We start from the raw sequence: 26,190 nt of genomic DNA on the forward strand, positions 1-26,190 counted from the left end.
CTAGTTATATAACTGGAGAAATGTGAACGAGGAGATCTGCTGAATGAAGGTCGATCAAAACACGGCTGCTATTGTGACGGGTGGGGCGTCCGGGCTTGGAAATGCCACGGCCAGAGCGTTGAGGAATGCGGGCCTGAAAGTCGCTATTTTCGACATCGATGCCGAGAAAGGCATGGCTGCCGCCGAAGAAATCGGCGCTGTCTTCTGTGAGGTGAACGTCATGGACGAAGCCAGCTGTGAAGCCGGCTTCGAAAAGGCGCGTGCTGCCAACGGTCAGGAGCGGATCTTCGTCGGATGCGCCGGTGGCGGTAATGCTGGCAAGATCATCTCACGGGACAAGGAAACCGGCGCGATCAAGCGGTGTCCAACAGACAGGTTTGAACAGGTTATCAAGCTGAACACAGTAGCGTCCTTCAGATGCGCGGCGATGACCGCCGCCGGCATGGCAACTCTTGAGCCTCTTGAGGATGGGGAGCGCGGCGTCATTACGCTGACAGCATCTGTCGCTGCGCAAGACGGACAGATCGGGCAGGTGGCTTATGCTGCGGCAAAGGCTGGGATTAATGGCCTCGTCTTGCCAATCGCTCGCGATCTCATGAATGAAGGTATTCGGATCAACTCCATCATGCCGGGTATTTTCCGCACTCCGCCCATGCTCGGGGTGCCGGAGAAGGTGCTTGAATCGCTTGCGGCTTCAGTTCCGTTTCCCAAGCGACTGGGGCATCCGGAAGAGTTTGCGTCGCTGGTCATGGAATTCGTTCGCAACTCATACTTCAACGGCCAGACCATTAGGCTGGATGGCGCCATTCGCATGGCACCAAGATAAGGCTGATGGAAGAAAAAAACTTGCCCGATACGGTTTCTCAAGCTCCTCGTTCGCCCGGCGGTCATATTCCCGCAAGGTCGGCAAACTCCTTCAGGCGCACGACATCGATCGACACCAGCTGGCCGGAGGGGCGGCAAGGACCAATGAAGATGGTCGGGCTGGGCCGCGACATTTTCACGGGATCGGATGCCACGAGCTTTGAAGTGATCGACGAAGCTCGCTTCGACATCACTGCATCGCCGCGTCGAGAGATACTGGAAATAGCGTGCGACCCGCTTGTTGGTTGCTTTGAACAGCTCGTCGGGGCTCGTGCCGGCGGGCACTCGCGCGCCCTGCTCGCCGAAGCGCTCGCCGAGCAACAGGCTGATGGGAAAGTTATCTATCAGCTGCTCGACGATTTCGCAGGAGCGAGCCTGGTTGCGGGTTGGGCTTGGTCAAGATGGACTGACCTGTGGGCGGAATCGCGCTCGTCTTCAGATAGGCCGAAATTGCCCAAAATGGTTGGTATCTGCGCTGGCTTTCGGCCGGGTGCCGGATCGTTGACGGAAGAGGGTACGCCCCGACATGACATACAGTCCTCCGCGCCTGTTCCCGACCTGAGAAACCCTGACGACCATGATGGCCTGCATGTCTGTCCGCGGCAGACCGGTGTTGGCATGCGGCGGGCGCGTTGGTTGGATGTGTCGGCTACCAGTGTCGGCATTGCGGTCCAAACAGGGTTTCAGGACAGCGCTACCGATCCAGGCGGAGGGCGCGTTGCAGTCCACGAATACCGGGTTGATGCGCTGATAGACCCTCAGGATCTCATACTGACGAGCCTCGAAGCCGACCCAAGAATTCTGCCCTATGCAGAATGTTCAGGAGCTGTGGGGCATACGGAACGTTTGCTCGGCAAGCGAATAAGCGCTTTTCGTCGGGACGTGATCGAGACCCTTCCCGGCACACTCGGCTGCACGCATCTCAATGATGTCCTGAGGGCCCTGGCCGATATTCCGCGTGCAATAAGTGTGATCGAAAAAGCGCAGCCGAAACAAGAAAACTGATGCCTGCTTGACGTTGCGTCTTGTTTTGCAGGGTACACCTAGTTATACAAGTAGTGAAGGTCGGGCAATTGATCTGACCCATGGGAGGAAAATATGTCTTTTAAACAAAACACTGCAGTTGAATTTTGCGCCGGTTCCGGGCGGAGAAATCTGAGAATATGGCTTGGCAGTGCGTCGCTGGCCGTTCTGGCGTCAACTGTCTCGCTTGCGCCAGCTCATGCTCAAGAAGGCGACGATGGTGCGCCCGAAGAGACGCGCCGGCTGGGCACGGTTACGGTCAATGCGCGGAAAGTCGAAGAAAACCTCCAGGATGTGCCCGTCGCTGTTACGGCATTTGATGGGGCGGAGCTTGAGGCTCAAGGGGCTGTCGAGTTCTCGGATGTTGCCGCCTTCACCCCCGGTTTCGCAACTGTGCCGGGTACAGCCAATCCAAGCTCCTTCGCTCTCTCCATTCGCGGACAAGTCCAGAACGACGTTCTGGCGACACTGGAGCCGTCCATCGGCACTTACGTTGATGGGCTCTACTGGGCACGGGCATATGGCCTAAACCAGGATCTGCTCGACATTCAGAATGTCCAGGTTCTGAAAGGGCCCCAAGGGACGCTGTTCGGCCGCAATACGACTGGCGGTGCTGTGCTGCTGAATACAAACGATCCGGTGCTCAGCGGCGGTATCTCCGGCATGTTGCAGGGGCGTGTTGGCAATCTGAGTGAGAGGACCGGAACTGCAGTCGTCAATATTCCTATCGTTGAGGACAAGTTTGCTGTTCGCGGCGCGCTGCAAGTTAGTCAGCGTGATGGCTATGTTGAAGACGTGCTGACCGGTCAGGATTACCAGAACCGTGACAATACGCAGGGCCGGATCAAGGCCCGCTGGAAGCCGAGCAACGACCTGGACATTACCGTTTCCGGTGAATGGTACGATTCAGATACCAGGCAAGGTGTCTTTGTCACCGATTATGCTTATCCATTTCCTCCCACACCAGGCCCGCGCCTGCTCAGTACATTCATTCCAACGCCATTCGTTACGGTCGACAATTATCTTGACCTGACCGGGCCAAGCGAAGGCAAGAGCAAGGTGGCGCTCAACGCAGCTCCGTTCATCGATATCAGTACCGAGACCTATACAGGTGAGGCGGTGTGGTCGACCGACATTGGTGAAGTGACCTTCATTACGGGCTACCGGAAAGTTGAAAATCAGAACCAGCTCGACCTTGATGGTTCGCCCTGGCCTGTTCACGCAACGACGCTGACACAGGAGCTCGATCAGTTCAGCGCTGAGGTCCAGCTTGCTCGAGAGGCGTTTGATGGTCGTCTCTCCTATGTTGTCGGCGCAACCTATTTCGAGGAAGGGGGTACTGATTCGTCAACGACGATCGCTCTGACCCCGCTCAATCCACTCGATACAACCTTCTTTGGTGACATCGACAATCAGAGCCTCGGACTTTTTGTTCAGGGTACCTACGAGCTGACTGACAAGCTTAACCTCAACGCTGGCTTGCGTTTCGCGCAAGACGAAAAAGGGATCACCACGTCGGGCGTTCGGGTTGTCCGGGCCACCGGAGCTGTGAATCTCTGTCTTGTCGATGTCGCGACACCGCCAGATTGCGTCGCGCCCAAGAGCACGGACGAATTTGAAGAGGTGCCCTACATGATCGGGCTGGATTATAGTCCGAATGATGACTGGCTCATCTATGGCAAGTTCAGTCACGGGTACCGGGCCGGTGGCCAGCAGCTTCGCGCCGTGAGTACCGAGACCCAGGCCCCCTTCGACCCGGAAATCGTGGATGAGGTCGAGGTCGGGTTCAAAGCAGACTTGATGCAGTCGCGCGTTCGCCTGAACGTCGCTGCTTATATCAACGAAGTGCAGGACCTGCAGCGGTCAACAATCTTCACCGATGGTCGGGGCATCAATTATACATTGCTTGAGAACGCTGCTGAAGCATCAAATCAGGGTATCGAAGCCGAGCTGGTGGCGTTGCTCAGTGACAATTTCACGTTCCAGGCATCGGCTGCATTGAACAATCCGGAATACGACAAATTCGTGGACGGGCAGGGCAATGATCGTTCGAACGAGAACTTCACCTATGTCCCGGAGGAGATGTTCACCCTGGCTGGCATCTACGAAACACCAACCCGGTTCGGTCACCTCACAGCTCGTCTCGACTATTCGTGGCAGGGCGAAACCCCTTATGACGGATTCAATAATCCGGCCTTGCCGCAGGTTACGGACGTAGCGATCGGCGAAGCAGCCGGCATCCTCGGCGCGCGGGCGACTCTGTCAGTGACGGACCAGTTCGACCTGACGGTCTGGGGCAAGAACCTCACGGACGAAGACGCGTACGTGAATACGCTCCTGATCGGCGGTCTTGGATATGCGTCGGTTATCCCGCGCGAGCCTTTGACCTATGGGATCACGGCGACCTACCGTTTCGGCCAACAGTAACCCGGAGCTAATTTCGGGGGGAACAGAGGGCGGGGCCTGAAGACCCCGCCTTCATGCTTTGAGATCGGGAGCTGTGTCATGTCGCCAGAATTACTAGAAGCGCTCCATCGTGAGGCGCTTGATCGACTGGAGGTCGCTGACATGGCAGCGGCCCATGCTCGCTCTCTTGATATCGAAGAGGTTCACACGGCCGAAAAGATTTCTTCGGAGTGGCTTGGGCACGTGATCGGAGGGAATGTCGACGGGGCCTTGTTAGAGAACGCCGTGCAGAAGGAAGGTCATGATGGAATGACCGACCGGCGTCAATGGAATCTAAGTTGGAATGCGCAGGGCCGTGCCGCTGGATTGCCGGCGTCTGTCTTCATCAAGGCAACGCCCTCTCAACCCTATCTCAGGGAAACCTTGTCAATGCTGCACATGGCGGAAGCTGAAGTGCGCTTTTACAACGAGCTGCGCGATGAAATTCCGCATCTCGCGCCGCAGAGCTTTTACGGGAAATCCTGGGCCGGCGGACGCTTTATTCTAGTACTTGAGGCACTTGAGGATAGGGGGCTAAAGCCATACTGGATGCATCATGACTGTTCATTCGAACATGCATGTGCAGTTCTTGAGGCCCTCGCAGAATTGCACGCGCGATATTGGGAAACCGACCGTTTTCAAACCGACCTTGCATGGGTGCGACCCCGCGCTTTGAAATTCGGCGCGCGATGGCACGAAGCTTCATTCGTGCAGGCCCGTAGCGCCTATCTGCAGACGGATCTTGGTCAGGCCCTACCCGAAGATATTCGTGCGCTGCTTGGAACATGGTCAGAGGTATTTCGAAACGTCTATGCTTGGTGGGACAGCCAACCGTTGACGTTGATTCATGGTGACAGCCATCTTGGAAACAGTTTCGCCTATCCTGATGGAAAAGCCGGAATGTTTGATTGGCAGGTTGTGTTCCGGTCGCACGCAATGAGGGATGTTGCTTACTTTGTTTTGTCAGCCCTCACTCGCGATCAAAGGGCAGAGTTCGAAGACAAGCTCATATCATCCTACCTGATGTCCTTGCAGCGCCACGGCGTGAAGCTGGAGGAAGACTACGCCCGACGCCTATATGCCTTGTTTCTTCTGGATTCGTGGGATGCCCACATGAAGACTTATACGCGAGGCGGGTACGGGCATGCCGATGCTGCGGTCCGCCGCCGGGCAACAACCATGATAGATGCGCTGAGAGAGCACCAGACCGCGGATCTGCTTGGCGATCTCCTAAAAGAGATCGGGGGATAGATATATGGCGACCCAGCCTTTGCCCGCGCGACCACAAAGCGAAGCAGCGAAGTCGATATCGCCTTTTCGACGAAATCTGACGCTGGCGCTCATCGGTCTTGTCGCCATTATCAATTACGTCGACCGGCAGGCTTTCACTGTGCTGATGGAAGATATCAAGACCGAGTTCGTGCTGAATGACACGGTTCTTGGTCTCATTGGCGGACTGGTCTTTGGCGTCATTTATGCCCTGGCGGCAATTCCGATTGCCCGCATCGCCGATCGCACGGACAGGCCTCTGGTTATAGCGATCTGTCTCGGTTTCTGGAGCTTGGCGACAGCCGCCTGCGGTCTTGCTGCAAACGCTTGGCACATTGCGATTGCCCGGATGGGAATTGCGGTCGGCGAGTCCGGGTCGGGACCGGCCGGCGTTGCTCTGGCCGCTGAAATCTTCCCAGACAACAGAAGAGTCCTGGTTCTTGGAACGATCCAGGCGGCGAGCTCGATCGGTCTGTCTGTGGGCGTCGTCCTGACGGCTTGGCTGGCAACGTTCCTGTCTTGGCGACACACATTTATTGCCATCGGTCTTCCGGGCATCCTGCTGGCCTTGCTGGTTTATTTCCTCGCGGCGGAGCCACGCCGGAAGGAGAAATTGGAAGCGTCGTCTTCGAGCAAGACGGATGATGCTCCAATACCTCTTGGCGAAGCTGTCCGCATCATTGCAGGAACCCCCGCGCTTCGCTGGCTCGCATTACTTTGTATAGCCGTCCCCATGACCGGGTTCGGGTTCCTGATGTGGGGGCCGTCCTTCCTGCAACGTGTGCATGGCTTCAACATGCAGGAGGTCACCTGGTTTGGCTGGGCTATCCTTGCCGGACTTGTATCCGGCAATCTGACGGCCGGTTGGCTTGGGGATCGGTATGGCAGCAGGCATCCCCGCTTCAATGCTATTCTTGCCGCCAGCGGCTTGCTGATCGCTGTGCCTTTCGCAGCTGGGTTTGCCCTCCTGCCTAATGCCTATGCTGCGATAGCATGTTTTGTCGTGCTCAAATTTGCCATGACACTATGGATGGCGCCAACAATTGCCCTGACATTTACCCTGGTTCCGGTTCGCATGCGGGCGACGATTAATTCGCTGATGAATGCCATCGTGATTCTGTCTGGCATTGGTTTCGGCTTCATAGTCGCTGGTGCGCTAAGTGATGCCTATTCGCAGGCATTCGGCGCAAGTTCGCTTCGATATGCTCTGCTGACGATGAGCAGTGGCCTGATCGTTGGCGCATTTGCCTGCATCATGGCAGCACGTTCAGTCGCGCGGGCTAAAGAAAAAGAGAACGCGACAGTTGCCATCTGAATAAACTTTATGATCGGAGCAAAAAAAAGGACCTGGCCCACGAGGCCAGGTCCATCGAGTTATAGCCTTCACCCCCGGAGGTCGCCGCTTGGCAGATCAGAGTGAAGACCGGACGGGAGGAGAAACGACTGCTCCCGAAATCCTTGATCAGCTAGCAACGAGATCGGCGACAGCGGGATTCTTCAGTCCAAACAGGCGCGCTGCATTCCCGCCGAGAATAAGTCGCTTTTCCCGCTCTGGAATATCGATGCCTGCGAACAGCCCGTCGACGATTTCCTTGGATTTCGGGAACGTGCCTTCTGCATGCGGATAATCCGACGCCCACATGATGTTTTCAACGCCGATTTCATGGCGATGGACGATGCAGGCCCGATCGTGCTGAAAGGAGGCGTATACTTGGCGCTTGATGATCTCGCTCGGCATCATTGAGAGTTTCGGATGCACGAAATGATGGTGCGCCACATAGACTTCGTCCATGCGTTCGGCAACGGCTGCGAGCCAGCTTGCGCCGCTTTCGATAAACGCTACTTTTGCCTTCGGATTACGATCGAGCACACCGCCGGCGACGAGGTACTGGCACGAGTTGATGGCGTCATTCATCTGATTTGAATAATTGATGACGGCCGCGCCGGGCCCGCGCTCGTGAATTACGGTTTCAAGTCCTGTGCCAGTGTGCAGCACGAAGACCATGCCAAGCTCGCCTGCCAGATTGAAGACCGGATCCCAGGCAGGGTCATTATACTTGGCAATCGCTTTCGGTGTCACTGCGGGAAGCATCGCCGCTTTGATCCCCATGCCGACCAGGCGCTTCATTTCAGCCATCGTGTTTGAGAAATCTAGAACTGGCAGGACACCGCACCTGACGAACCGGTCAAGATGGTCGGCAAAGTAGTCATGGTTCCAATCATTATAAACCTGGCACGAGGCAGCTTCAGCCTCCGGGTCATCAAGGCAATAAAGCCAGAGGCCGAGCGATGGGAACACTATTTCGGCATCAATGCCATCCAGCTCCATGTCGAGGATTCGGCCAGGAATTTCCCGAACGCCGCGCCGTTCGCGGTCGCCGAGTTCCTTCTCGCCTTTCTTGCCAACCCGGAGTCGGTAGATGGTTTTGTCCTCGGTGCCGGTGATGATGTAATCGTCTTTCTTGTAGGCGTGGATCGCGTGTTTTTTTAGCGATGCCGGAAGTCCGTCGAGAAAGAGGCTATTCGGTTCGACGACATGGCTGTCTGCGCTGAATACGAATGGTTGCATGGAACACTCCGCTTAGTTGGGGCGGTTCATCCAGTCCGCCTTAATGGGTAACTAATATAACTAAGTGCCACAAATATCAACATTGATTATTTGATATCACTCACCTAAAAGGTAACTATTATATCGGAGATCGCATGATGCCGTTTGACGAACCTGATGAAACAAGGCTTTCGCTCGTGGAGCGAACCGCACGCCAGCTTACCGAAATGTCCATGACCGCTGGCGAGGGCGATTTTCTCGGTTCCGAGCCAGACCTGCTCGCTCGTTTCGACGTATCCCGCCCAACCTTGCGTCAGGCAGCCAAGCTTGTGGCGGCAGACCGCATGATCGACGTTCGCAAGGGGCAAGGCGGAGGGTTCTTTGCATCGCGCCCCAATGCTGTTGATGTGATCAGGGCGCCCGCCCGGTATCTTCGGCTAAAAGGAGCGACAATTGAAAATATCCAGGCGGTCACTCTTCCTCTCGCAGAAGAAGCGGCTGCCGCGGCGTGTAGCTGTGCCGATGCCGGGCTTTGGCAGAAGCTTGCCATGTTCAGAGCGGATGCAGAAAACGCGCTGCAGACTGATGAAACGCCCGACCTTTTGATCAGGAAGGAAACAGAGCTGGCCAGGCTCTTGGCGCAAATGAGCGGCAACCCTGCTTTCATGCTGTTTATCGAGATCGGCTACACCTTTGGTCGCAAGGAACAGAATCTGCGCTTCTTCCAGACAGTGGAAGATCGCCGCCGCGCCCGCGAGCTCCAGTTGGCTCTTTGCGATGCTGTACTAGCGAGAGATGAGGAGATCGCTCGTCTCATGATCAAGCGGCGGTCCAGAATGATTACCGAATGGTTGAACAGAGATGCATCTGCGAAAGCATGAATGAGGGAGGAAGATCTTATGCCACTTCAGGAATATATCGGGTTCGCAGGGGCACGACTTCAGGCGGATGTGCAGGGATGGCCCGAGGACCCCGCAGTCCTGATGTTGCATGGCGGAGGCCAGACACGGGACATGTGGAAGCCAACCGTGGAGTCTCTGGTCAAGGCCGGTCGCTATGTCATCAGTCTTGACCTGCGCGGCCATGGTGAAAGCGACTGGCCCGAAGACGGGCGCTACGATCTGGATGCGTATGTTGGCGACCTCAAGTCCGTCCTCAATGAACTTGGGTCGCGGCCGGTCATTGTTGCAGCCTCGCTTGGCGGCTGGATTGCCAGTGTCGCACTTGGTGAAGAGGGCAGTCACCTTGCAACGGGTCTGGTCTTGGTTGATGCGCCGCCCGAAATAGATGTGAGGAAGGCTCGGAAGATATCGGATGCGCTCAAGAAACGCGCTGAAACGGACGCCGGATCATTGCCCTGGGATGTTCGGTTTCTGGATGGATTTGATATCGAGTCGACCCTGGCCCGCATCACGCGCAGCGCGACCAATATCAAGCTTCCTGTCCTTTTCGTCCGGGGTGCGCTTTCAGAGCTTACTGAACATGAAGCTGCGACCCGCTTTCTTGAGAGCTTCAAGAATCCGGAATTCGCCGAGATCAAGGAATCGCGTCATCTTGTAACAGAAGAACGCTCAGATCTTTTCAATGCCGCGATTGTCGATTTCCTGGAGCGGCGAGTTCCGAGGTTCACGCCTGAGTATAGATCCGGTTCGGATGCGCGAACCCTTCGGGATGCGCTTGGCTGCTTCGCGACCGGGGTTACAGTCGTTACAGCCATGACTGGAGAACAGTCGCCAATCGGACTGACGGCCAACTCCTTCACATCAGTGTCTCTTGATCCGGCGCTACTGCTAGTCTGTATCGCCAAATCGGCCGGTTCTCTCAGCTCCCTGAAAGCAGCGTCGCACTTCGGCGTCAACGTGTTGCACATAGGGCAGCAAGGTATCTCGAACACCTTCGCGAAACCAGGTGAAGACAGGTTTGCCCAAACCCCCTGGCAGCGGGGGAACCATGACGTGCCTCTCATCAATGGGGCACTGGCGAACTTCGAGTGCCGCCAACAGGAGATCGTTGACGGTGGCGACCATGAAATCCTGATTGGTGAAGTGCTTCGCGCAAAGTTTGAGCCGCGGCGAGACCCCTTGCTCTACTTTGGTGGCAAATACCGCCGCCTTCACTTCTCTTAGGTCGATTTATCGCAATTTCTGGCGTGTAGCGCTGGACAAAGCGCATTCTGTCTATCTATAACCTAGTTATATAAGTGATCCGAGGATCCGATAATAGGGAGGCCAGCTTTGGTCTGGATCAATCAGGACAGGTGCGCAATCGTCGGCGTCGGGGCAACGGACTATTATGTCCGCGGACAGAGCCATCCGCGCACAATCAACGACATGGTCGGCGAAGCCATTCTGAAGGCTTGCGACGATGCCGGTATTTCGGTCAAACAGATTGACGGATTCGCCTACTATTCTGGTGCCCAGATGGGCTATGGAGACAAGGCTGACACAGCGTCCCTGATGGAAATGCTCGGTATTCCCGAGGTGAAATTTACCGCGGCGCTGACGAGTGGCGGCGGCGGTGCAGCTGGAGCTGTTGGCCTCGCCACGGCGGCCATCATGAATGAAGATGCGACGCATGTCGTTACCGTCATGGCGTTGCAGCAGTATAAGCAGCGCCTTGGCACTGTATTCGGCGCGAGCGCGCCCAGCCCTGAAAATTCGTTCCTGCAGCCTTCCGGCCTTGTCGGGCCGGGCCATCTGATGTCCGTCCTCGCGCGCCGGCATATGCATCTCTACGGCACGACGCGGGACGCATTTGCTGAAATCGTCATCAGCCAGCGTGAGAATGCCTTGAACCGGGAAGGCGCGATGCGGCGGACCCCGCTGACAAAGGAAGAGTATTTTGCCAGCCCGATGCTGGCCGACCCGCTGTGCAGACTCGATTTCTGCCTCGAAACGGACGGCGCGGTGGCCTGGATCACGACGAGTACAGAAAGAGCCAGGGATCTGAAGCAAAAGCCGGTCCTCATCCACGCGGCAGCGCATGGCGGGCAGCGCGAATGGGGGCGAGCCTTTGCCTGGATGGGCATGCCGGACCCTCATTTCGGATCCTCCGGACACAAACCGATCGGCGATCGCCTTTGGCAACAATCCGGATTGAAACCTGCCGATATGGACGTGGCGCTGATCTATGATCATTTCAGCGCGATGGTTCTCATGCAGCTTGAAGACTACGGCTTCTGCGAAAAGGGTGAGGGCAATGATTTCGTTCTGAGCGGCGCCATTCGCTACAAGGGCGGTTCGATTCCGGTAAACACTCATGGTGGCCAATTGTCGGAAGCCTACATTATCGGCGCCACCCATACCCGCGAGGCGGTCGAGCAATTGCGAGGGGTTGCCGTGAATCAGGTCGACGACGCCGAATTCGCTCTCGTAACCGGTGGGCCAGCGTCCCTTCCCGTGTCCGGCTGCATTCTGAGGAGGGCCTGATATGTCTCTGGAATATGGACCCGCGCAATTGCTGCCCGGCGACAAGATTGCGATCAGCACAGACACGTCGACAGAGCCCTTCTGGCAGATGGCTAAGGAGAAGAAACTCACGGCCTGCCAGTGCGCAAAATGCGGTCATTTCCGTATGCCGCCGACGCCTTATTGTCCTGAGTGTCAGAGTCGGGAAATGAACTGGCCCGAGCTGCCTGGGACTGCGACCGTCTTCAGCTTCGCGATTTGCACCCGCTCGCCATATTCTGGCGAGCCACTCATCTATGTCCCGGTTGTTGTTGATCTTGACGGTGCCCCTGGCGCCCGCCTCGTGTCAAATCTTGTCGGCATCGACGCGGAGAAAGTCGAAATTGGCATGAAGGTCAAGGTCGACTGGAACCCGATTCAGGATGGCTGGCTGTTGCCAGTTTTCCGACCAGTTTAAGGAGCAAGATGTCATGAAACAGCATCAGGCGCTTGCACCGTATCTCAGTGTCCATGCCTATGGGCTGGGTGATCTGCTGGAAGAACAGGCGCGGTGTCGCCCGAACCTGACCGCCATCGTCGAAGGTGCTCACCGCTTTTCATTCCAAGAAGTCGACGACCGTGTAAATCGGCTTGCCACGGTTCTTCGCAATCATGGCGTTGGCCGGGGTGACCGGGTGCTATGGCTTGGACAAAATAGCTTCCGCGTTCTGGAAGCTCTTCTGGCGAGTGCCCGGGTCGGCGCAATCATGTGTCCAGCAAACTGGAGATGGTCGCCTGAAGAGATCGCGTTTGCGCTGGATGATTTCGATCCCAAGGTCGTCCTGTGGCAAAATAAGGACGTTGGTGAAATCAATCGCGGGGCCCGGGATGCTTGGCGTCCTGATTCTAACTGGATCTGCCATGATGGTTGTAAAGGCGAAACGAATTACGAGGATCTGATTGCGACTGCCGACCCGACAAGGGAGTTCGACCCTGTTGAGACATCAAAGCCTTTGCTGGCGATTTATACGGCCGGGTTTTCCGGCAAACCCGGCGCAGCTCTGCTCAGTCATGAATCCCTGCTGATTGTGTCCTGGTTGAACCAGGTGGGGCAGGGGGTTACGGAAACATCAGGCTACCTCGTATCAGGTCCCATGTTTCATGTCGGTGTGCTGATGGGCGCACTCGCCACATTCATGGCCGGAGGCCGGAACGCCTTTGTGGCCCGGGTTGATCCTGAAGAACTCCTGCAGATTATCGAATCCGAAAAGCTTACCCATGCCTTTATTGCGCCGCCTACGATCGAACAGATGCGGGCTATCAACAAGGATGGCAAATACGACGTTTCGAGCATCTTCAGGGATGCCCAAATGTCCGATTACAGGATCCCTCTGGTGATGCCTGGATCATCACCTATGATGAGTGCACCGGGTGGGTACGGCCAGACGGAAATCGGCGGCCTGACGATCACCAAATGGATGGGAGGCGAAGCGGCCGGCCGTCCATCGCCTTTCCTCCAGGCAAAGATCGCCGATGATAATGGCGAGGAATTACCGATTGGCGAGACGGGAGAAATCCTGGCGCGAGGTCCGCTCGTTATGTGCGGCTACTGGAACCGCCCCGAGGAAAACGCCCGACGAGTCGTTAATGGATGGCATCGAACCAATGACCTGGGCAAGCGGCTGGAGGATGGATCAATCGTTTTCGTCGGGCCGAAAACCACGATGATCAAATCTGGCATCGAAAACATTTATCCTGCGGAAGTTGAGGCCTGCCTTAAAACTCACGACGGGGTCGCTGATGTTTGCGTCATCGGTGTGCCGGACCCGACCTGGGACCAGAATGTGAAGGCCATCATAGTCAGGAAGCCTGGCAGCGAACATGGGCCCGAGGACTTCATCGAGCACTGCCGCCAACGCCTGGCATCCTACAAAAAGCCGAAGATTGTTGAATTCGCTGAAGCGCTTCCGCGCGGTCCAGGCGGAGTTGTTGACCGGGCAAAGGTTGACCAAGCCTACGGTGGCGGAGGTTATCCAAAAGTCGGCTAAAGCCGGCACCGAAAAAGGAGGAGGCGACCAATCATGGCGTCACAATCACAAGCAGAATGGCCAGACGTACTTGATCCGATCGAAGTTGCGCCGCGTTCATTCCTCGACGCGCATCAGGAAGCCGCAATCAGGGCGATGAGTCGGCATGCTTTCGAAAATGCCCCCCTGATAAACGAAGTATGGAAAAGAGCGGGGGTCAGTCCATCCGACATAAAGTCGACCGCTGATTTCATGGAAAAGGCGCCGTTCATCACCAAGGATGATATCCGCGAGTTTCGCGATCGTAACGGTGACCCATCGGGTGGAATGAGCGTGAGCATTCCGGGTCAGACCGTTTCGATTGGAACGACGTCCGGAACAACCGGAGATCCAACGCCCGTGCCCAATTGGCGGCGCATGCCCTCCGAAGAAAGTTACAGTCGTGATTTTTGGCATATCGGCGCGCGCCCCGGCGATCATATCTGCCATATCATGTTCACTTTTCGCGGAGGTCACAGGCGTCGTGCATCCATGGAACTCGGTCTGTGCGAGATTGCCTTTTCGATGTCACCGACAGAAATTCCTCGCCTGATCGAGGCTTCAAAAATCTATCGGCCGGTCACAATGAGCATATTCCCAGGACCATTGATCTTGGCGATGGAGCAATATTTCGAAAAGACCGGCGACGATCCTGTCGACGTGTTCAAGTCCTATAAAGGCGCGGTCTTTGGCGGTGAGCCCCTTGGCGAAAGGCTGAAGAACTTGACCAAATCCTGGGGATTGGAAATCTTCGAAACTACAAGCCTTGGCGATGTTGCTGGTGCCAGCCAATGTCGCATGCACGACGGTTTTCATGCGTATGAGGACCTCGCTTTCATTGAGGCCGTCGATCCAATCTCTGCTGAACCGGTCGCAGATGGAGAAGTTGGCGAACTCGTTGTAACAACGCTGGTGGATCGCCTCTCGCCGCTGGTGCGATATCGAACCGGGGATCTTGTTGTCATCGACCGAACACCCTGCGGATGCGGACGCACTCATGCAAAATTCAACCTGCTCGGTCGCGCCACGGATCAGATCCTTGTTGAGGGTCGTTCCATTCTGCCTCGCGAAATCATGGGGCTGGTTGAGAATGAGAGCGAAACGCGTGCAGCATTGTTCCAGATCGTCCGTACACATCGCGAAATGGACACGCTGAAACTTCGCATCGGTTATAACACCGAGAGACTTGCGGGGTCGCCTGGCGCCCTTCGCGGCCGGCTTCATGACAAAATCGCCAGTGAGATTGGTGTGCCTCTGATTGTCGAGCTCGTCGACGAACAGGAATTACTGAAGCTTGGACCTCCTCACAAGATTCCACGGGTAACAAAGTCATGAATACACCACGGCCAGACGTCATCGGCAGCTATACGGTCGGTGGAAGAATGCACTTTTACGGGTCGCGCCGGACCGAACTCGACCGTGCGGGCGTGAACATGGTCCGTACGCTGAAAAGTTTCGGTTTCAGTCCCGGCAGCGTGATCACCAATGTTTCGACGACACCAGAAGTCATTCAGTTTGCACCCTTCGAATACGCTGTCCAGATTCTGGGAATGTACGGCACGAACGCTGATCTCAGCCCGTACGATGCGGGGCGCGTTGAATCGCTTAGTCGTCAATTCAATCCGGTGGCGATGATGGGCGTTGGTAGGGAAACGCTTGATGGCCTGAAGATGTTGGGCCACGATGCGGCACGCGTGTTCAAGGGCAGGACGATTTGGGCACGGCCGGACGCCTACGAGGATGTAAAAGCGATGCCAGGTCTAGATGCACGACGTTGCGTTCTTGCTGGACCGGTACTGCTGTTTGACTGTGCGAGCGGCAACCTCCATCTCGACTCCCGTGAATGGGCAGGTTCGGCCGAAGGTGATGAGCTTCGACTGACATCTAGACAGGTCAGAGCTGAACCGGTGGTCGACCTTGGCACTGGCGTGAAGGCCCGCATGTCCGATGTCGCCTGTCGATGCGGAAATCATGATGCAGTTGTCGAGTTGCTCTGAAGGGGGCATTGTCAGCGGAACTTCCCGATTTCGTCGGATCCGCTAGGGTAGGGAATGCCCAACTCGCCTTTTCGTTACTTCAAGACATCGCCTGAGATCATCCAGCTTGCGGTGAGGCATTGTCAGGAGAACAGGCCGATTGAGCGAGGAGGGCAGCCTCGCTAGCTTCGCTTCATGACCCGCAATCCATTCCGCTACTTCAAAACGTCGCCCGAGATTATCCAGCTCGCGGTCATGATGTACGTTCGTTTTCCGCTGTCCCTTCGCAACGTCGAAGACCTCCTTCACGAGCGTGGAATTGACGTCTGCCATGAGAGTGTTCGAACTTGGGTAGATCGGTTTGGGCCGATGTTTGCCGGCAAGATCCGGGTGCGGCGGGCAAGCTACATGCGCCAAATCACGCAATGGCAGTGGCACCTCGACGAGGTCTTCGTGAAGATCCGAGGCGAGACGCATTATCTCTGGCGTGCAGTCGATCACGAGGGAGAAGTCCTCGAAAGCTACGTCACGAAAACACGTGATAAATCAGCGGCCTTGCGCTTCCTGAAGAAAGCCATGAAGCGCTACGGCGCGCCCAGAACCATCGTCACGGACCGGCTGCGGTCCTACGGCGCTGCGATGAAAGAGATTGGCAACCAAGACCGACAGGAGGTCGGTCGCCACATCAATAATCGGGCTGAAAACAGCCACCTTCCATTCCGACGACGAGAGCGGGCGATGCTGAGGTTCAGGCGGATGTCGAGCCTCCAGAAATTCGCCTCGACCCATGCCTCGTTCCACAATCACTTCAATCTAGACCGCCACATCAACCGCCGACAGACTTTCAAATCCCAGCGTGATGCCGCTCTCCTCGAATGGCGTCAGCTTTTGGCTGGATAGCGACGGCGCGCCTAACGACGCTGGAGACGGGTTCGCATTAGACTGACAGCACCGATTGGAGCCTTGGAGCAGGCCGGCTGCTTTGGTGGTGCAGGTTTTCAAGGCGTGATGCGTGGATCAGGCGTGTCTTAGGTCTGTCCAGTCATTTCCACTCCCTCAGAAAACGAGTTGTCGATGAAATCGGAAATCCAGAGTTGCTTTTTGCGATTCACTTTTGCACGTTTGCGGAAACGTGAGGGGGAGCACCGACATGCTTGAGTTTAATTGGAAGAGAGTCATTGTCGCGGGTCTGCTGCTTGCGGGACTTCCGTCATACGCGCAGTCAACGAAGGACAAGCTTCTTGCTGTCGAGGCAGGATTGAATGATGCAAGTGCAATCGTTCGTTTGAGTACATTGGATGAAGCACTCGCGGACGACTCCAAAGCCGTTCGTGAATTTGCTCTTACGCAGGCGTTCGCAAGTGCCGACTCGACCGTGCGATCTCTCGCGGTGAATCACTTCTTCAAGACCAAGAAGTCATTCTCTGTTCGCATTGATAAATCCGAGGCTCTTGCAACCGAGGAGGCTCGAAGATTGAGCGCGGGTGAGAAGCCGGACAGCGTAGAAAGCGAGTTTCGTTCAAGCTATTTGACAGTCACGCTGTATCGGCCGGCCGTTAACTATCTGATTGGCGGCTACGATGAAGACTCTGGAGTTATTCAAGGTTTGTGTCTCACTGGAACGTCCAAACCGGATGAGCGCTATACGTTTATCGGGAATGTGACGGGTGACTCCGTAACGCTTCAGCATCACTGCAGTGTCTCCGGAATGGTCGATAAATGCAGGCTCGACCTCCAACTGGCCGAAAATGCACCAGAATTTGTGGGTACAATGCAGTGCGAAGACTCTCGTTTCTCTGCAGCGGCCTCGATCAAACTGAATTGAACAACCCTCACAGCCTGACGGTTAGTACTTGCTCACTGATCGCTATGGAACGTTATCTGTCGAAGGCCCACCGTTGTGTCGGTCGTTTCAGGTGTAATCTTTACCCAGGTCTCAATTCTTGGACGACGACCGACCGTGAATTGAACTGATCGGTCGCTTGCATTGACGGTTCTGTAGGTTCGGTCTGCGGAGCCGACGCTGACAGTTTTTTGCCTGAGAGGCTCTTCGCAGAACTCCAGCGTAACAGCCGTCAATGCACCTTCTCCAAGTAGATTGAAATCAAGCGAGATCGCTGAATCACCAGAGCGGGGTTTTACGAGAAAGCAGTCATCTCCGCTGGCAAGGGTTGCTGAAGTGCCTGAGACAACATCTGCTTCATATCCAACTATGTGCCAATCAGCTGTTTTGGATTCTGATTTAGCGCCAACAGTTGGCGCGCGGTTCGAGAGCTCACGTATGATGTCGAACCCAACGACTGTCGCATAGTGGCCGTCACCGCACGCGACTACAGACGGCGCATCGCTGAAGACGGAATCCAGTGCAGCCTCAGAGGCACCCACACCGTCACAGACGCTTATGACGAGTCCGAGAGGAAGATCGCCCCCGAGCGCCGCCCCTCCAAGCTTGTCTACCAGGGACCCCGAGAAGCCTGGCAGTATCCGTGGGTTTTCGTCCGCGCTGCTGGCGATCGGTTCGATTGAGAAATGACCGTTTAATCCCTGGTCTCGGATTCGAACCGGCATCGTTCTTGTTCCGCCACCTGCGGTATCCGAGAAGGTCAGCCGTGCAGTCGTTCCAGCCCGTAGGCTGTCGGAGATTGGCTGTGCAGGGAGACGGGACAGACACTCGCCTCCGAGGCCTTCCACGCGACCAAAAGCTATATCAATGTCTGCATCCGGCTGCGTAAACCCTTGTGCGGCGCCGCCTGTCCCGTCCAGGCCTGTTAATGACGCTGAAGAGAGCCGGCCGTCGATCGTGCGAACGACGTGCGCCGGTAAAACTATCCTGCAATCGCCAGTCGCCCTGTCGCCAAATACATATCCATGACCGAAGCTGCCTGAGCCGTCGGCACGCAAAACCCGAACCGGCTGAGCGTTTGCGGCATCCTGCAAAACAGGTCCCATTGGGAAGACGCTGGCTGGAGCTGCCATAAGTCCAATAGCGAAGATACGACTGGCGTTTGGAAAAAGCATGGCGTGATCAACTCCGGACAGTTTGCGCCAACCCGGAGACCGTCTGAGTTATCAGCAATATCATCGCGAGCGCTATCTGAAGCCCGATCACGCCAGGGTCGCGAGTCTGGCGGACAAATGCCGACGCGCCAATTGGGATCGCCCCTGCGTCCGATGAGGCTCCGGCACGCCATAACCAGACTGTATCGCTTTCTGTCGACAAGTCAGCCTGAAGCAGTGTTCCTCCCACGTCGGGACGCAGTCTCACCGACCCTATCCAGCCCCCTTCATCCAGACGAACCTGAGAGCCGGCAGGAAGAGTGACTCTTCCTGCTTCATAAAGACCTGTTGCGCCGGGGATCACGAAGAACAGCTTTTCGATGGCTTTTGCCGAAATGATAATTTCTCCGCTGAGCAGTTCCTTGCTGAACGACTGCGTCGCTCCGAAGGTTCGCACGCTTCCAATCTCGCCAGGCCCCCATACCGGCAGCGCGCCAAATTCTGACTTGCAGTTTTCGCGTTCAGCCGAAAGTTCGAGGCGGTCGAGTTCGCTCAGCTCCAGGATCTGGTTATCGACGGTTTCAATTCTTGCGGTCGATCCGGCTTGGCCATTTCCGGCAATCGAAATCGATATCACGTCGGATCCGATCGTCTCATAGCTCACTTGATTGCCAAGCTGAGGGAGTAGCCGGCCGGAGACGCAAGTTTCTGACGCAGGCTCCGTTGAAAAAGGGTCGGATGGTCGTTGGATCAGACGCGCATTGATGAGCTGCAAGGCCGAAGCGTTCGGGTCCATGACACGATACGAGACATAATTCGTCTGCGCCGAAAGCGACAGCAACGCATCTGGTTTTGGCAGCATCCACAAGCCAATCAGGCCCGCTAGTGCCAGGATGGCCGACACAAATAGTGATCGCTTCAGCACGAATTCCCCCTATCGAAGATGGTAATTTCTCTACGGCACGCTGATTTCGTACTGCAGCACTTCAGGCTGACCTGTGCTTCCAATGAAAGCGAACTCGACCTGCGCCTGTCCCTTTCGGTCTGAAGGCTCCAGAGTGCACCTCTTGTCGGCCGCGACGGGAATGACGTCGGTTATCTGGGTACACTCCACGACTTCTGTGACGGTATCTTCATCAAAGCGAATCCGCGCATATGCCTTTCGACCACTGCTATTTACGAGGAAGGATATCTCGTCCGAAGTGGCGCCAATCACGGGAAAGAAGCGCACCTCTCGTAGATCGTCGCATCCGTCGCCGCTCTTGGTCGACGCTCGCAAAGCCATGTAGCTATCCGGCATTCGTCGCAACGTTTGCATAAAGCCTCGTGATACCGGACCAAGCTCAACTTTGGTGGAGGAGGCCGAAATGCGGTAAGGGTTAAACGACCAGAAGCGACCATCCAGACTGCTCGCTCTCAGGCAGAGTTCTCCGTCGTAGTTGTTCGGGATCGCGACTGGGATCTGATTTGCCTTCCAGTCCACATCAGTGCCGACAGAGTAACCGACAAGCACGCCTGCGCTGGAGACCTCGGCCGCTCCCATGAAGCTTTCTGAAAAATCATCTGGAGAAACGCTCAACTCCGCTTGTTGCGCATTTGCAATCGCAAAAACCGCGCAACAGGACATCAAGCTAATAATGGCAGTTAGCGACTTCATGATCTGGCGTCCCCGGACTTAGACAGATCGTACCCACACAGCCGAAGCAATGTCTAGTTGTGCCTCGGCTTTCTGGGCCAGGTTGGTTGTCGTGTTTAAAAGGCTTGATGCGGTATTGTCAGGGGAAAATCAAATACTGTATTCGAGGGCTTAAGCCGCTACCAAGGGCGCTGGATTTTATTGGATTTTTGCCTCGCACGGGCGGCAAAAAATTGCGGTGCGAAGTAGTAATTTCAGTTCCTTTGACAATGCCCAGCGGGGCGATATCCGCTATGATGTCAGCGCCTTCCTGGTCGACTGGCAGGACCCGCAGCTGAACACCTCCACGACCAACTGGGGCTTCTTCGTGGTCCAGAACGGCGAGGAGGCCCAGACCTATGGCCTTGAAGCCTCCCTCGACGGCTATCTCAGCGACAATTGGCACTATTCGCTCGGCTATGCCTATGTGAATGCCGAGCTGACCAGCGACTTCTATGCGCCGGACCGGCCAGCGCCAGCCGCGCCCATCGCGCTGGACGGGGCCATGCTTCCGGGCACGCCGGAGCACGCTCTCAACTGGGCGCTCGACTACACCACAACGGTCGGGTCGGACTGGACCTGGTTCTCGCGTGTCGATGGCTACTACCAGTCCGAAACGCGCAATGCCGTGACGACATCGCCGAGGTTCAATGTTCCGCTTGATGGCTTTGCGATCTGGAACGCCACGACGACACTGTCGAATGACGACTTCGACCTCTCGCTATGGATCAAGAACATTGCGAACGAAGACGGTGTGACCGGCGTGTTCACAGAAGCCTATATGGGCACGGCGCCAAGCCTCGGTTACTTCGGGAACGCGAACAAGCAACTGATCGCGCTCCCGAGGACGATTGGTGCTACGGTGCGCTACAAATTCTAGCCAGGGCCGGCGTAGCGGACTTGCTCCGCTACGCCGGAAACCTTCATGCCTTCAGCCATGCTCACGGAACCAGACAAGCGCGCACTTGCCGCCATAGACAGGGCCCTCAAGCAGCGGCAGCTGGGCCAGGCCAATGAGCTGATCAAAGCAATGCTGGCATCGTCGCCGGACCAGGTGGACGGCTGGATTGCAAGGGCGCGTCTCTCGCAGATGCTGGCTGATTTCGAGGCGATGCACGCAAGCCTGGAGAAGGCGGACGAGCTGGCACCGGGCTCTCCACTCGTCGGCCTGATGAAGGCCGAAGCACTCATCCATCTTGGGCGTATCCTGGAGGCGAAAGACGCCTTGAAGAAGATGGAATTGGCTGCGTTTGACGATGCCGCATGGCTGGGCCGGCTGAGCGAGGCGTGGTCTCAATGCGGTGATTTTGCCGCCGCCGAGCGATGCGCGCGGCGGGCTGTGGCGCTCCGGCCGAACGAAACCGCCTTCCGCTTCGCCTTGTCGTCGGCCCTCGTAGCCCTCGGAAGGCTCGAAGACGCCGCCTGCGAACTCGACGCCATCATCGAACGCGACCCGGATGACTTTGATGCCTGGTACAACCGGGCCACGCTGCGCAAGCCAACCGAAGAGGACAATCACGTCGACGCCATGCGCGCGGCACTTGGATCCGGCCGCGCCAAGGGCCTGGGCCGTGTGCAGCTTAACTATGCGCTTGCCCACGAGCTGGAGGCGCTCGGCCGGTATGCCGAAAGTTTCACGGCCCTTCAGTCCGGGGCGGCCGCGCGCCGTGCCGGAATGGCGTACAAGGTTGAGCGTGACGTTCAGCGCATGCAGCAGATTGAAACCGTCTTCGACGCGGACTTTCTGCAGGAAGGTCCGCAAGGGGACACTTCGGAAGGGCCGGTCTTCATTCTCGGCCTGCCGCGCAGTGGCTCCACGCTGGTCGATCGTATTCTGAGCGCCCATGCAGAGGTCGAGAGCCTCGGTGAGCTGACCGATTTTCCCATGGCGCTGACAGCGCTTTGCCGGCAGGGATTTCCAGGAGAAGACCTTGTGCCGGCCGCTGCAAAGCTCGACCCTGAACGGCTCGGGCAGGCCTATCTGAAGCGGATCGGAGAGCGGGCGTCGGGAAAGTGCCGGTACATGATCGACAAGGCCCCGCTCAATTACCTCTATATCGGGCTGATCGCGAAGGCCCTGCCCAATGCCCGGATCATCCATATGCGGCGCGATCCGATGGATAATGCCTTCGCGATGTACAAGACGCTGTTCCGGATGGGGTATCCATTCTCCTACGATTTCAATGATCTTGCCGCCTACATGAATGCGAAGGACCGGCTGATGCGCCATTGGAGGGCGCTGCTGCCGGGCCGCATCCTTGATATCGACTATGAGGCGGTGGTTTCAGACCTGCGGTCTGAGACCGAACGCATGCTGGACTTCCTCGGCCTGGCTTGGGACCCGGCGTGCCTGGCCTTCCACGAAAACACATCACCCTCTGCAACGGCGAGCGCAGCGCAAGTCCGCCAGCCGCTTTACGCCTCGTCGGTCGGCAAGTGGCGGCGCTACGAAGAAGGGCTCAAACCCTTGAGGGCGCTGCTCGGAGAGCAGACCTGATGCGGCGTGTCCTCTCCTGTCTCGTGCTTGTGATTGCCGTGATCGCCTGCGTGCAGGCCGCCGGTGCGCAGACCCTGCTGGACGAAACCTTCCAGTCCGGTGAGCTCGGAGCCTGGCGCGGAGACCCGGGGCGGGGCGATATCCAGCTGACGGAGTATGCAGGCAACTACTCGATCCGCCTTCGCCGCGACGCTTGGGCGGGCCGAACAATACAAGGCACTGTCGAAGCTGGAGAGACGCTGGTCGTTTCGGCAGACTTTGCAGCCAATGGACTCGAGAAATCGGACGCCTGCCTGCTCGAATTCTCCGCAGGCGGACAGCCTTGGGTGACGATTGGCAGCGTTGGCGACGGTCAGGATGACGGCGTTACGCTGACGGGTGTGTCGGGAGACATCGCCGGGCCGCTGAGCCAGATGGCGGTCAGGGTGCGAAGCGGTGGGAATGCCATCAACGACACCTGCTGGGCCGATAATATCCGGGCGGTCAGGCAGGTGCCCTTACCCTCCGACGCTGATGCGCGCGCCGCCCTCGAGCAAATTCTGGATGGAGAAGGGACGCCGTCCAGTCTTCTTCCGATGAGCGTATTTGAGCCAATTGCGGAAGCAGGCGAGCCCGCAGCATCCATGCAGGGCAGGCTGACGCTCAGCCCGGATGCGCAATCGGTCCAGGCAAACGTCCTGGCTGACCGCTTCGGCTATGCAGATGAACTGGCACCGCAGCGTGAGCTGCCCGAGATAAGCATCGATTTCGTCACGTCTCGAGGTCACCTCATTCCGGCAAAACGTCATCTGGTCCTTACCGGCAATCCTCACTGGGACCTGATTATGACCACCGGCCGTGTCTGGAGCTTGCCTGGCCAGCAGGGCGACCTGCGCGCGGTGCTGCCGTTTGCGCTTGTCGAAAAGAATGCAAATTGCGTCCATAATGGTCTGATTGTTCTCGATATTCTGGGTGATGGCTCCACCTCGCCGGCCTTTTGGCAGGTCGCGTCCGAGACCTGCGCCTATTTTCAGTTCGACGCATGGGGGCTCATGGAGGCTGGGTTTGAAGCAGCTGACGTCGAAAACGCCGCCACCATCGTCGAAGGCTATGAGCGGGAGCTGGACAGCCGGCTTCCTGTTCGCGCTATACAAGACCTGGCGCGGGACTTTCCCGGAATAGACGCGAGCGCATTCGGCGCTGCAAGCGACGTCGATCCCGAAGACATGACACTCTTCGGGCTGACGGTCGAAGGCCATCACTATGCGAGCGAGTGCGGCACGCGGGCGGGGCCGATGCCGCTTTGTGATGAGCTGGTCATTCCGTCCTATTCCTTCGCGAAATCGATGTTTGCCGGCCTCGGCATGATGCGGCTGGAGCACCTCTATCCGGGTGCCATGGACGCGCTGATTGTCGACTATGTGCCCGCTTGTGCGGAGCAAGGTTCCTGGAACGATGTCACCTTTGCCGATGCGCTCAACATGGCGACGGGGCATTACGGGTCGGCCGCTCCTGATGCCGATGAAGATGCGTCGGTCGATCAGGAATTCTTTGTGACGACCTCTCAAGCGCGCAAGCTTGCGCTCGCCTGCGGGCAGTTCCCGCGCCGGACAGCGCCGGGCAAGACATTCGTCTATCACACCTCCGACACCTATCTGCTCGGCACGGCCATGCAGGCCTTCCTTCGCGCGAAAAAGGGAGCGGAGGCGGACATCTACAGGGACCTGCTCGTCGAGCCGCTCTGGCGCCGGCTCGGTCTCTCGCAAGTGCTCGATGAGACGCGGCGTTCCGGGCCGTCCGCCGATTCTCAACCGTTCACCGGCTGGGGCCTGTTCATGCAGCGCGGCGACCTGGCGAAGCTTCTCGTATTTCTCGGCGGCGCCGATGGGGAGATCGACGGTGAGCAGGTCGTCGCGAAAAGGCCGCTCAGACAGGCCCTTCAGAAGGAGGGAGAGGGTGACGGTCTGCCCGCTGCAGAGGCGCCACTCTTCTACAGGAACGGCTTCTGGGCGTTCGACATTCAGGCCTATGGGGGCTGCGATTCTCCAACGCGCATTCCATTCATGTCCGGCTTCGGCGGGCTCGTCGCCGCAATCATCCCGAACGGCGTGACCTACTACTATGTCAGCGATGGCGGCGCGTATCGCTGGGCCGGTGCCGCACTCGAAACCGGTGCGATTTCAAACTTCTGCAAGGGAGGGCGCCCATGAGCGACACCTCGATACCGCATGCACGTGCCTCGCTTCGCGTTGACCCGGATGGCTGGACGGCCGCCATCATCCTTGCCTTTCTCGCAACGGCTGGCCTCTTTTACGTCAACATCATGGCGGCCATCGTCGACGGCCTGGTGGCTGGCCTCGGCCTGTCCGAAGGCCAGGCTGGTCAGATCGGTTCTATCAACATCTATGGCGCAGCGGCCGGCGCGCTTTTGGCAACAGCAACTGTGCGCCGGATGCCATGGAGAGTGACCTGCATCAGTTGCCTGGTCGCCCTGATTGCCATCGACCTCGGTTCGATCGCCATCGACAGTTTTTCGGTGCTGTTTGCCGCAAGAGCTGTTCATGGCTTCATCGGGGGGCTTCTGACCGGAACCGCGTTTGCCCTCATCGCGCGCACGGCCAAGTCTGACCGGACATTCGGTATGCTGCTCTTCGTTCAATTCGGACTTGGAGGGCTTGGTGTCATGTTGCTGCCCCCGCTTGCACCGCTCTACGGGACCAGCGCGCTCTTTCTCTCGCTCGCCGCCTTCAGCCTTGCGACGCTGCTGATGCTGCCGTTTCTGTCGGCCCATCCGGCGACGGCAAGAGACCCTGAAAGCGCTGAGGAGTCGCCGCGGATGCAGTGGCGCCCGCTGATAATGACATTGCTTGCGATCTTTGTCTTCCAGGCCGCGAACATGGGATTGCTGGCCTATATCATCCGTCTTGGAATTGGGTACGGTCTTGAGCGTGAATATGTCTCAATGGCACTCGGCCTGGCGACATGGGTCGCCCTGCTGGGGCCGGCCCTCGTTATGATCTGCGGCCTGAAATTCGGGCGGTTCTGGCTGCTCTTTGCCTCCATGATCCTCACGCTTTTCGGCACGGCGGTTTTTCACTGGAGCGCCAGCCCGGCCGCCTACATGATCGCCAATTGCGGGACAGGGATCACCTGGGGCTTCGTTGTCGCCTATCTGCTCGGCATGACCGCGGAGTTCGACAAGGCCGGCCGGGCGTCGGCTTTTGGCGGGTTCATTTCGAAGATGGGGCTGGCCTCAGGCCCTCTCATCGCGGGTTGGATTCTCGGCGCTGGTCTGGGCCTGTCGACGCTGATCAATACAGCGCTCGCCGGCCTGGCGCTAAGCATGGTCATCATGCTCTTTCCGGCACGGCATCTGGACAGCCATCGCGATCGCATTCTGGCGCAATAAACACCGCCCAACTGGTACTATTGCCCATAAAGCCAGCGGCTAGTCTGGCCTCATCG

Annotated in this window: 22 protein-coding genes; 18 read left to right on the forward strand and 4 right to left on the reverse strand. The window is 57.3% G+C overall.

Features of this window, described 5'->3' with window-relative positions:
• Positions 1–43 precede the first annotated feature (43 nt).
• From D1227_RS08315 to D1227_RS08335, 5 genes are all read left to right on the forward strand, one after another.
• Positions 44–826, forward strand: a complete 783-nt coding sequence (locus tag D1227_RS08315) for an SDR family NAD(P)-dependent oxidoreductase (RefSeq protein WP_119376132.1) — start codon at positions 44–46, stop codon at positions 824–826.
• A 5-nt stretch (positions 827–831) separates the two neighbouring features.
• On the forward strand, positions 832–1,869 hold the full coding sequence (locus D1227_RS08320; protein ID WP_119404491.1) for a DUF2889 domain-containing protein: 1,038 nt from the start codon (positions 832–834) through the stop codon (positions 1,867–1,869).
• A 93-nt stretch (positions 1,870–1,962) separates the two neighbouring features.
• Positions 1,963–4,314 (forward strand): TonB-dependent receptor, encoded by a 2,352-nt coding sequence (locus D1227_RS08325; RefSeq protein WP_119404492.1) that lies wholly within the window; start codon positions 1,963–1,965, stop codon positions 4,312–4,314.
• 78 nt (positions 4,315–4,392) lie between these two features.
• A complete protein-coding gene (locus D1227_RS08330; protein ID WP_119404493.1) occupies positions 4,393–5,583 on the forward strand; it encodes a phosphotransferase in 1,191 nt (396 codons plus the stop codon).
• A gap of 4 nt (positions 5,584–5,587) precedes the next feature.
• Positions 5,588–6,916 (forward strand): spinster family MFS transporter, encoded by a 1,329-nt coding sequence (locus D1227_RS08335; RefSeq protein WP_119404494.1) that lies wholly within the window; start codon positions 5,588–5,590, stop codon positions 6,914–6,916.
• Positions 6,917–7,063: 147 nt separating this feature from the next.
• Here the strand turns inward: D1227_RS08335 and D1227_RS08340 are convergent, their stop codons facing one another.
• On the reverse strand, positions 7,064–8,170 hold the full coding sequence (locus tag D1227_RS08340; RefSeq protein WP_119376137.1) for an amidohydrolase family protein: 1,107 nt from the start codon (positions 8,168–8,170) through the stop codon (positions 7,064–7,066).
• A 134-nt stretch (positions 8,171–8,304) separates the two neighbouring features.
• Here D1227_RS08340 and D1227_RS08345 point away from each other — a divergent pair, with 134 nt between their 5' ends.
• From D1227_RS08345 to D1227_RS08385, 9 genes are all read left to right on the forward strand, one after another.
• Entirely contained in the window at positions 8,305–9,030 is a 726-nt protein-coding gene (locus D1227_RS08345) for a FadR/GntR family transcriptional regulator (protein ID WP_119376138.1), read from the forward strand.
• Between the two features lie 18 nt (positions 9,031–9,048).
• Positions 9,049–10,275 (forward strand): alpha/beta fold hydrolase, encoded by a 1,227-nt coding sequence (locus tag D1227_RS08350; RefSeq protein WP_119376139.1) that lies wholly within the window; start codon positions 9,049–9,051, stop codon positions 10,273–10,275.
• A gap of 108 nt (positions 10,276–10,383) precedes the next feature.
• Positions 10,384–11,577, forward strand: coding sequence for a thiolase C-terminal domain-containing protein (locus D1227_RS08355; protein WP_119404495.1), 1,194 nt, complete (start codon positions 10,384–10,386; stop codon positions 11,575–11,577).
• A gap of 1 nt (position 11,578) precedes the next feature.
• Positions 11,579–12,013: a Zn-ribbon domain-containing OB-fold protein gene (locus tag D1227_RS08360; protein WP_119404496.1), complete on the forward strand. Its 435-nt coding sequence runs from the start codon at positions 11,579–11,581 to the stop codon at positions 12,011–12,013.
• A 13-nt stretch (positions 12,014–12,026) separates the two neighbouring features.
• Positions 12,027–13,583 (forward strand): AMP-binding protein, encoded by a 1,557-nt coding sequence (locus D1227_RS08365; protein ID WP_119404497.1) that lies wholly within the window; start codon positions 12,027–12,029, stop codon positions 13,581–13,583.
• Between the two features lie 33 nt (positions 13,584–13,616).
• On the forward strand, positions 13,617–14,936 hold the full coding sequence (locus tag D1227_RS08370) for a phenylacetate--CoA ligase family protein (protein ID WP_119404498.1): 1,320 nt from the start codon (positions 13,617–13,619) through the stop codon (positions 14,934–14,936).
• On the forward strand, positions 14,933–15,598 hold the full coding sequence (locus D1227_RS08375; RefSeq protein ID WP_119376144.1) for a hypothetical protein: 666 nt from the start codon (positions 14,933–14,935) through the stop codon (positions 15,596–15,598). Before D1227_RS08370 ends, D1227_RS08375 begins: the two co-directional genes overlap by 4 nt.
• Positions 15,599–15,772: 174 nt before the next feature.
• Complete coding sequence (locus D1227_RS08380) at positions 15,773–16,477, forward strand: IS6 family transposase (protein WP_119404500.1); 705 nt, start codon at positions 15,773–15,775, stop codon at positions 16,475–16,477.
• 250 nt (positions 16,478–16,727) lie between these two features.
• Entirely contained in the window at positions 16,728–17,402 is a 675-nt protein-coding gene (locus D1227_RS08385) for a hypothetical protein (protein WP_119404501.1), read from the forward strand.
• Positions 17,403–17,434: 32 nt separating this feature from the next.
• Here the strand turns inward: D1227_RS08385 and D1227_RS19785 are convergent, their stop codons facing one another.
• From D1227_RS19785 to D1227_RS08395, 3 genes are read right to left on the reverse strand one after another with little or no spacing between them, the layout of a single operon-like run.
• The gene (locus D1227_RS19785; RefSeq protein ID WP_147373285.1) at positions 17,435–18,595 is read right to left on the reverse strand and encodes a hypothetical protein; all 1,161 of its coding nucleotides are present in this window, start codon (positions 18,593–18,595) and stop codon (positions 17,435–17,437) included.
• A 7-nt stretch (positions 18,596–18,602) separates the two neighbouring features.
• Complete coding sequence (locus D1227_RS08390; protein ID WP_147373286.1) at positions 18,603–19,499, reverse strand: hypothetical protein; 897 nt, start codon at positions 19,497–19,499, stop codon at positions 18,603–18,605.
• 30 nt (positions 19,500–19,529) lie between these two features.
• Entirely contained in the window at positions 19,530–20,231 is a 702-nt protein-coding gene (locus D1227_RS08395; RefSeq protein WP_147373287.1) for a hypothetical protein, read from the reverse strand.
• A gap of 217 nt (positions 20,232–20,448) precedes the next feature.
• Here D1227_RS08395 and D1227_RS08400 point away from each other — a divergent pair, with 217 nt between their 5' ends.
• The 4 genes from D1227_RS08400 to D1227_RS08415 are packed head-to-tail and all read left to right on the forward strand — an operon-like array spanning position 20,449 to position 26,134.
• The gene (locus D1227_RS08400) at positions 20,449–21,129 is read left to right on the forward strand and encodes a porin family protein (RefSeq protein ID WP_233349633.1); all 681 of its coding nucleotides are present in this window, start codon (positions 20,449–20,451) and stop codon (positions 21,127–21,129) included.
• Positions 21,130–21,174: 45 nt separating this feature from the next.
• Positions 21,175–22,746: a tetratricopeptide repeat-containing sulfotransferase family protein gene (locus tag D1227_RS08405; protein WP_119404505.1), complete on the forward strand. Its 1,572-nt coding sequence runs from the start codon at positions 21,175–21,177 to the stop codon at positions 22,744–22,746.
• Positions 22,746–24,935, forward strand: a complete 2,190-nt coding sequence (locus tag D1227_RS08410) for a serine hydrolase domain-containing protein (protein ID WP_119404506.1) — start codon at positions 22,746–22,748, stop codon at positions 24,933–24,935. Before D1227_RS08405 ends, D1227_RS08410 begins: the two co-directional genes overlap by 1 nt.
• Complete coding sequence (locus D1227_RS08415) at positions 24,932–26,134, forward strand: MFS transporter (protein ID WP_119404507.1); 1,203 nt, start codon at positions 24,932–24,934, stop codon at positions 26,132–26,134. The genes D1227_RS08410 and D1227_RS08415 overlap by 4 nt, the downstream gene beginning before the upstream one ends.
• Positions 26,135–26,190 lie beyond the last annotated feature (56 nt).

This window comes from Henriciella mobilis, assembly GCF_003576315.1.
Taxonomy (GTDB): Bacteria; Pseudomonadota; Alphaproteobacteria; order Caulobacterales; family Hyphomonadaceae; genus Henriciella; species Henriciella mobilis.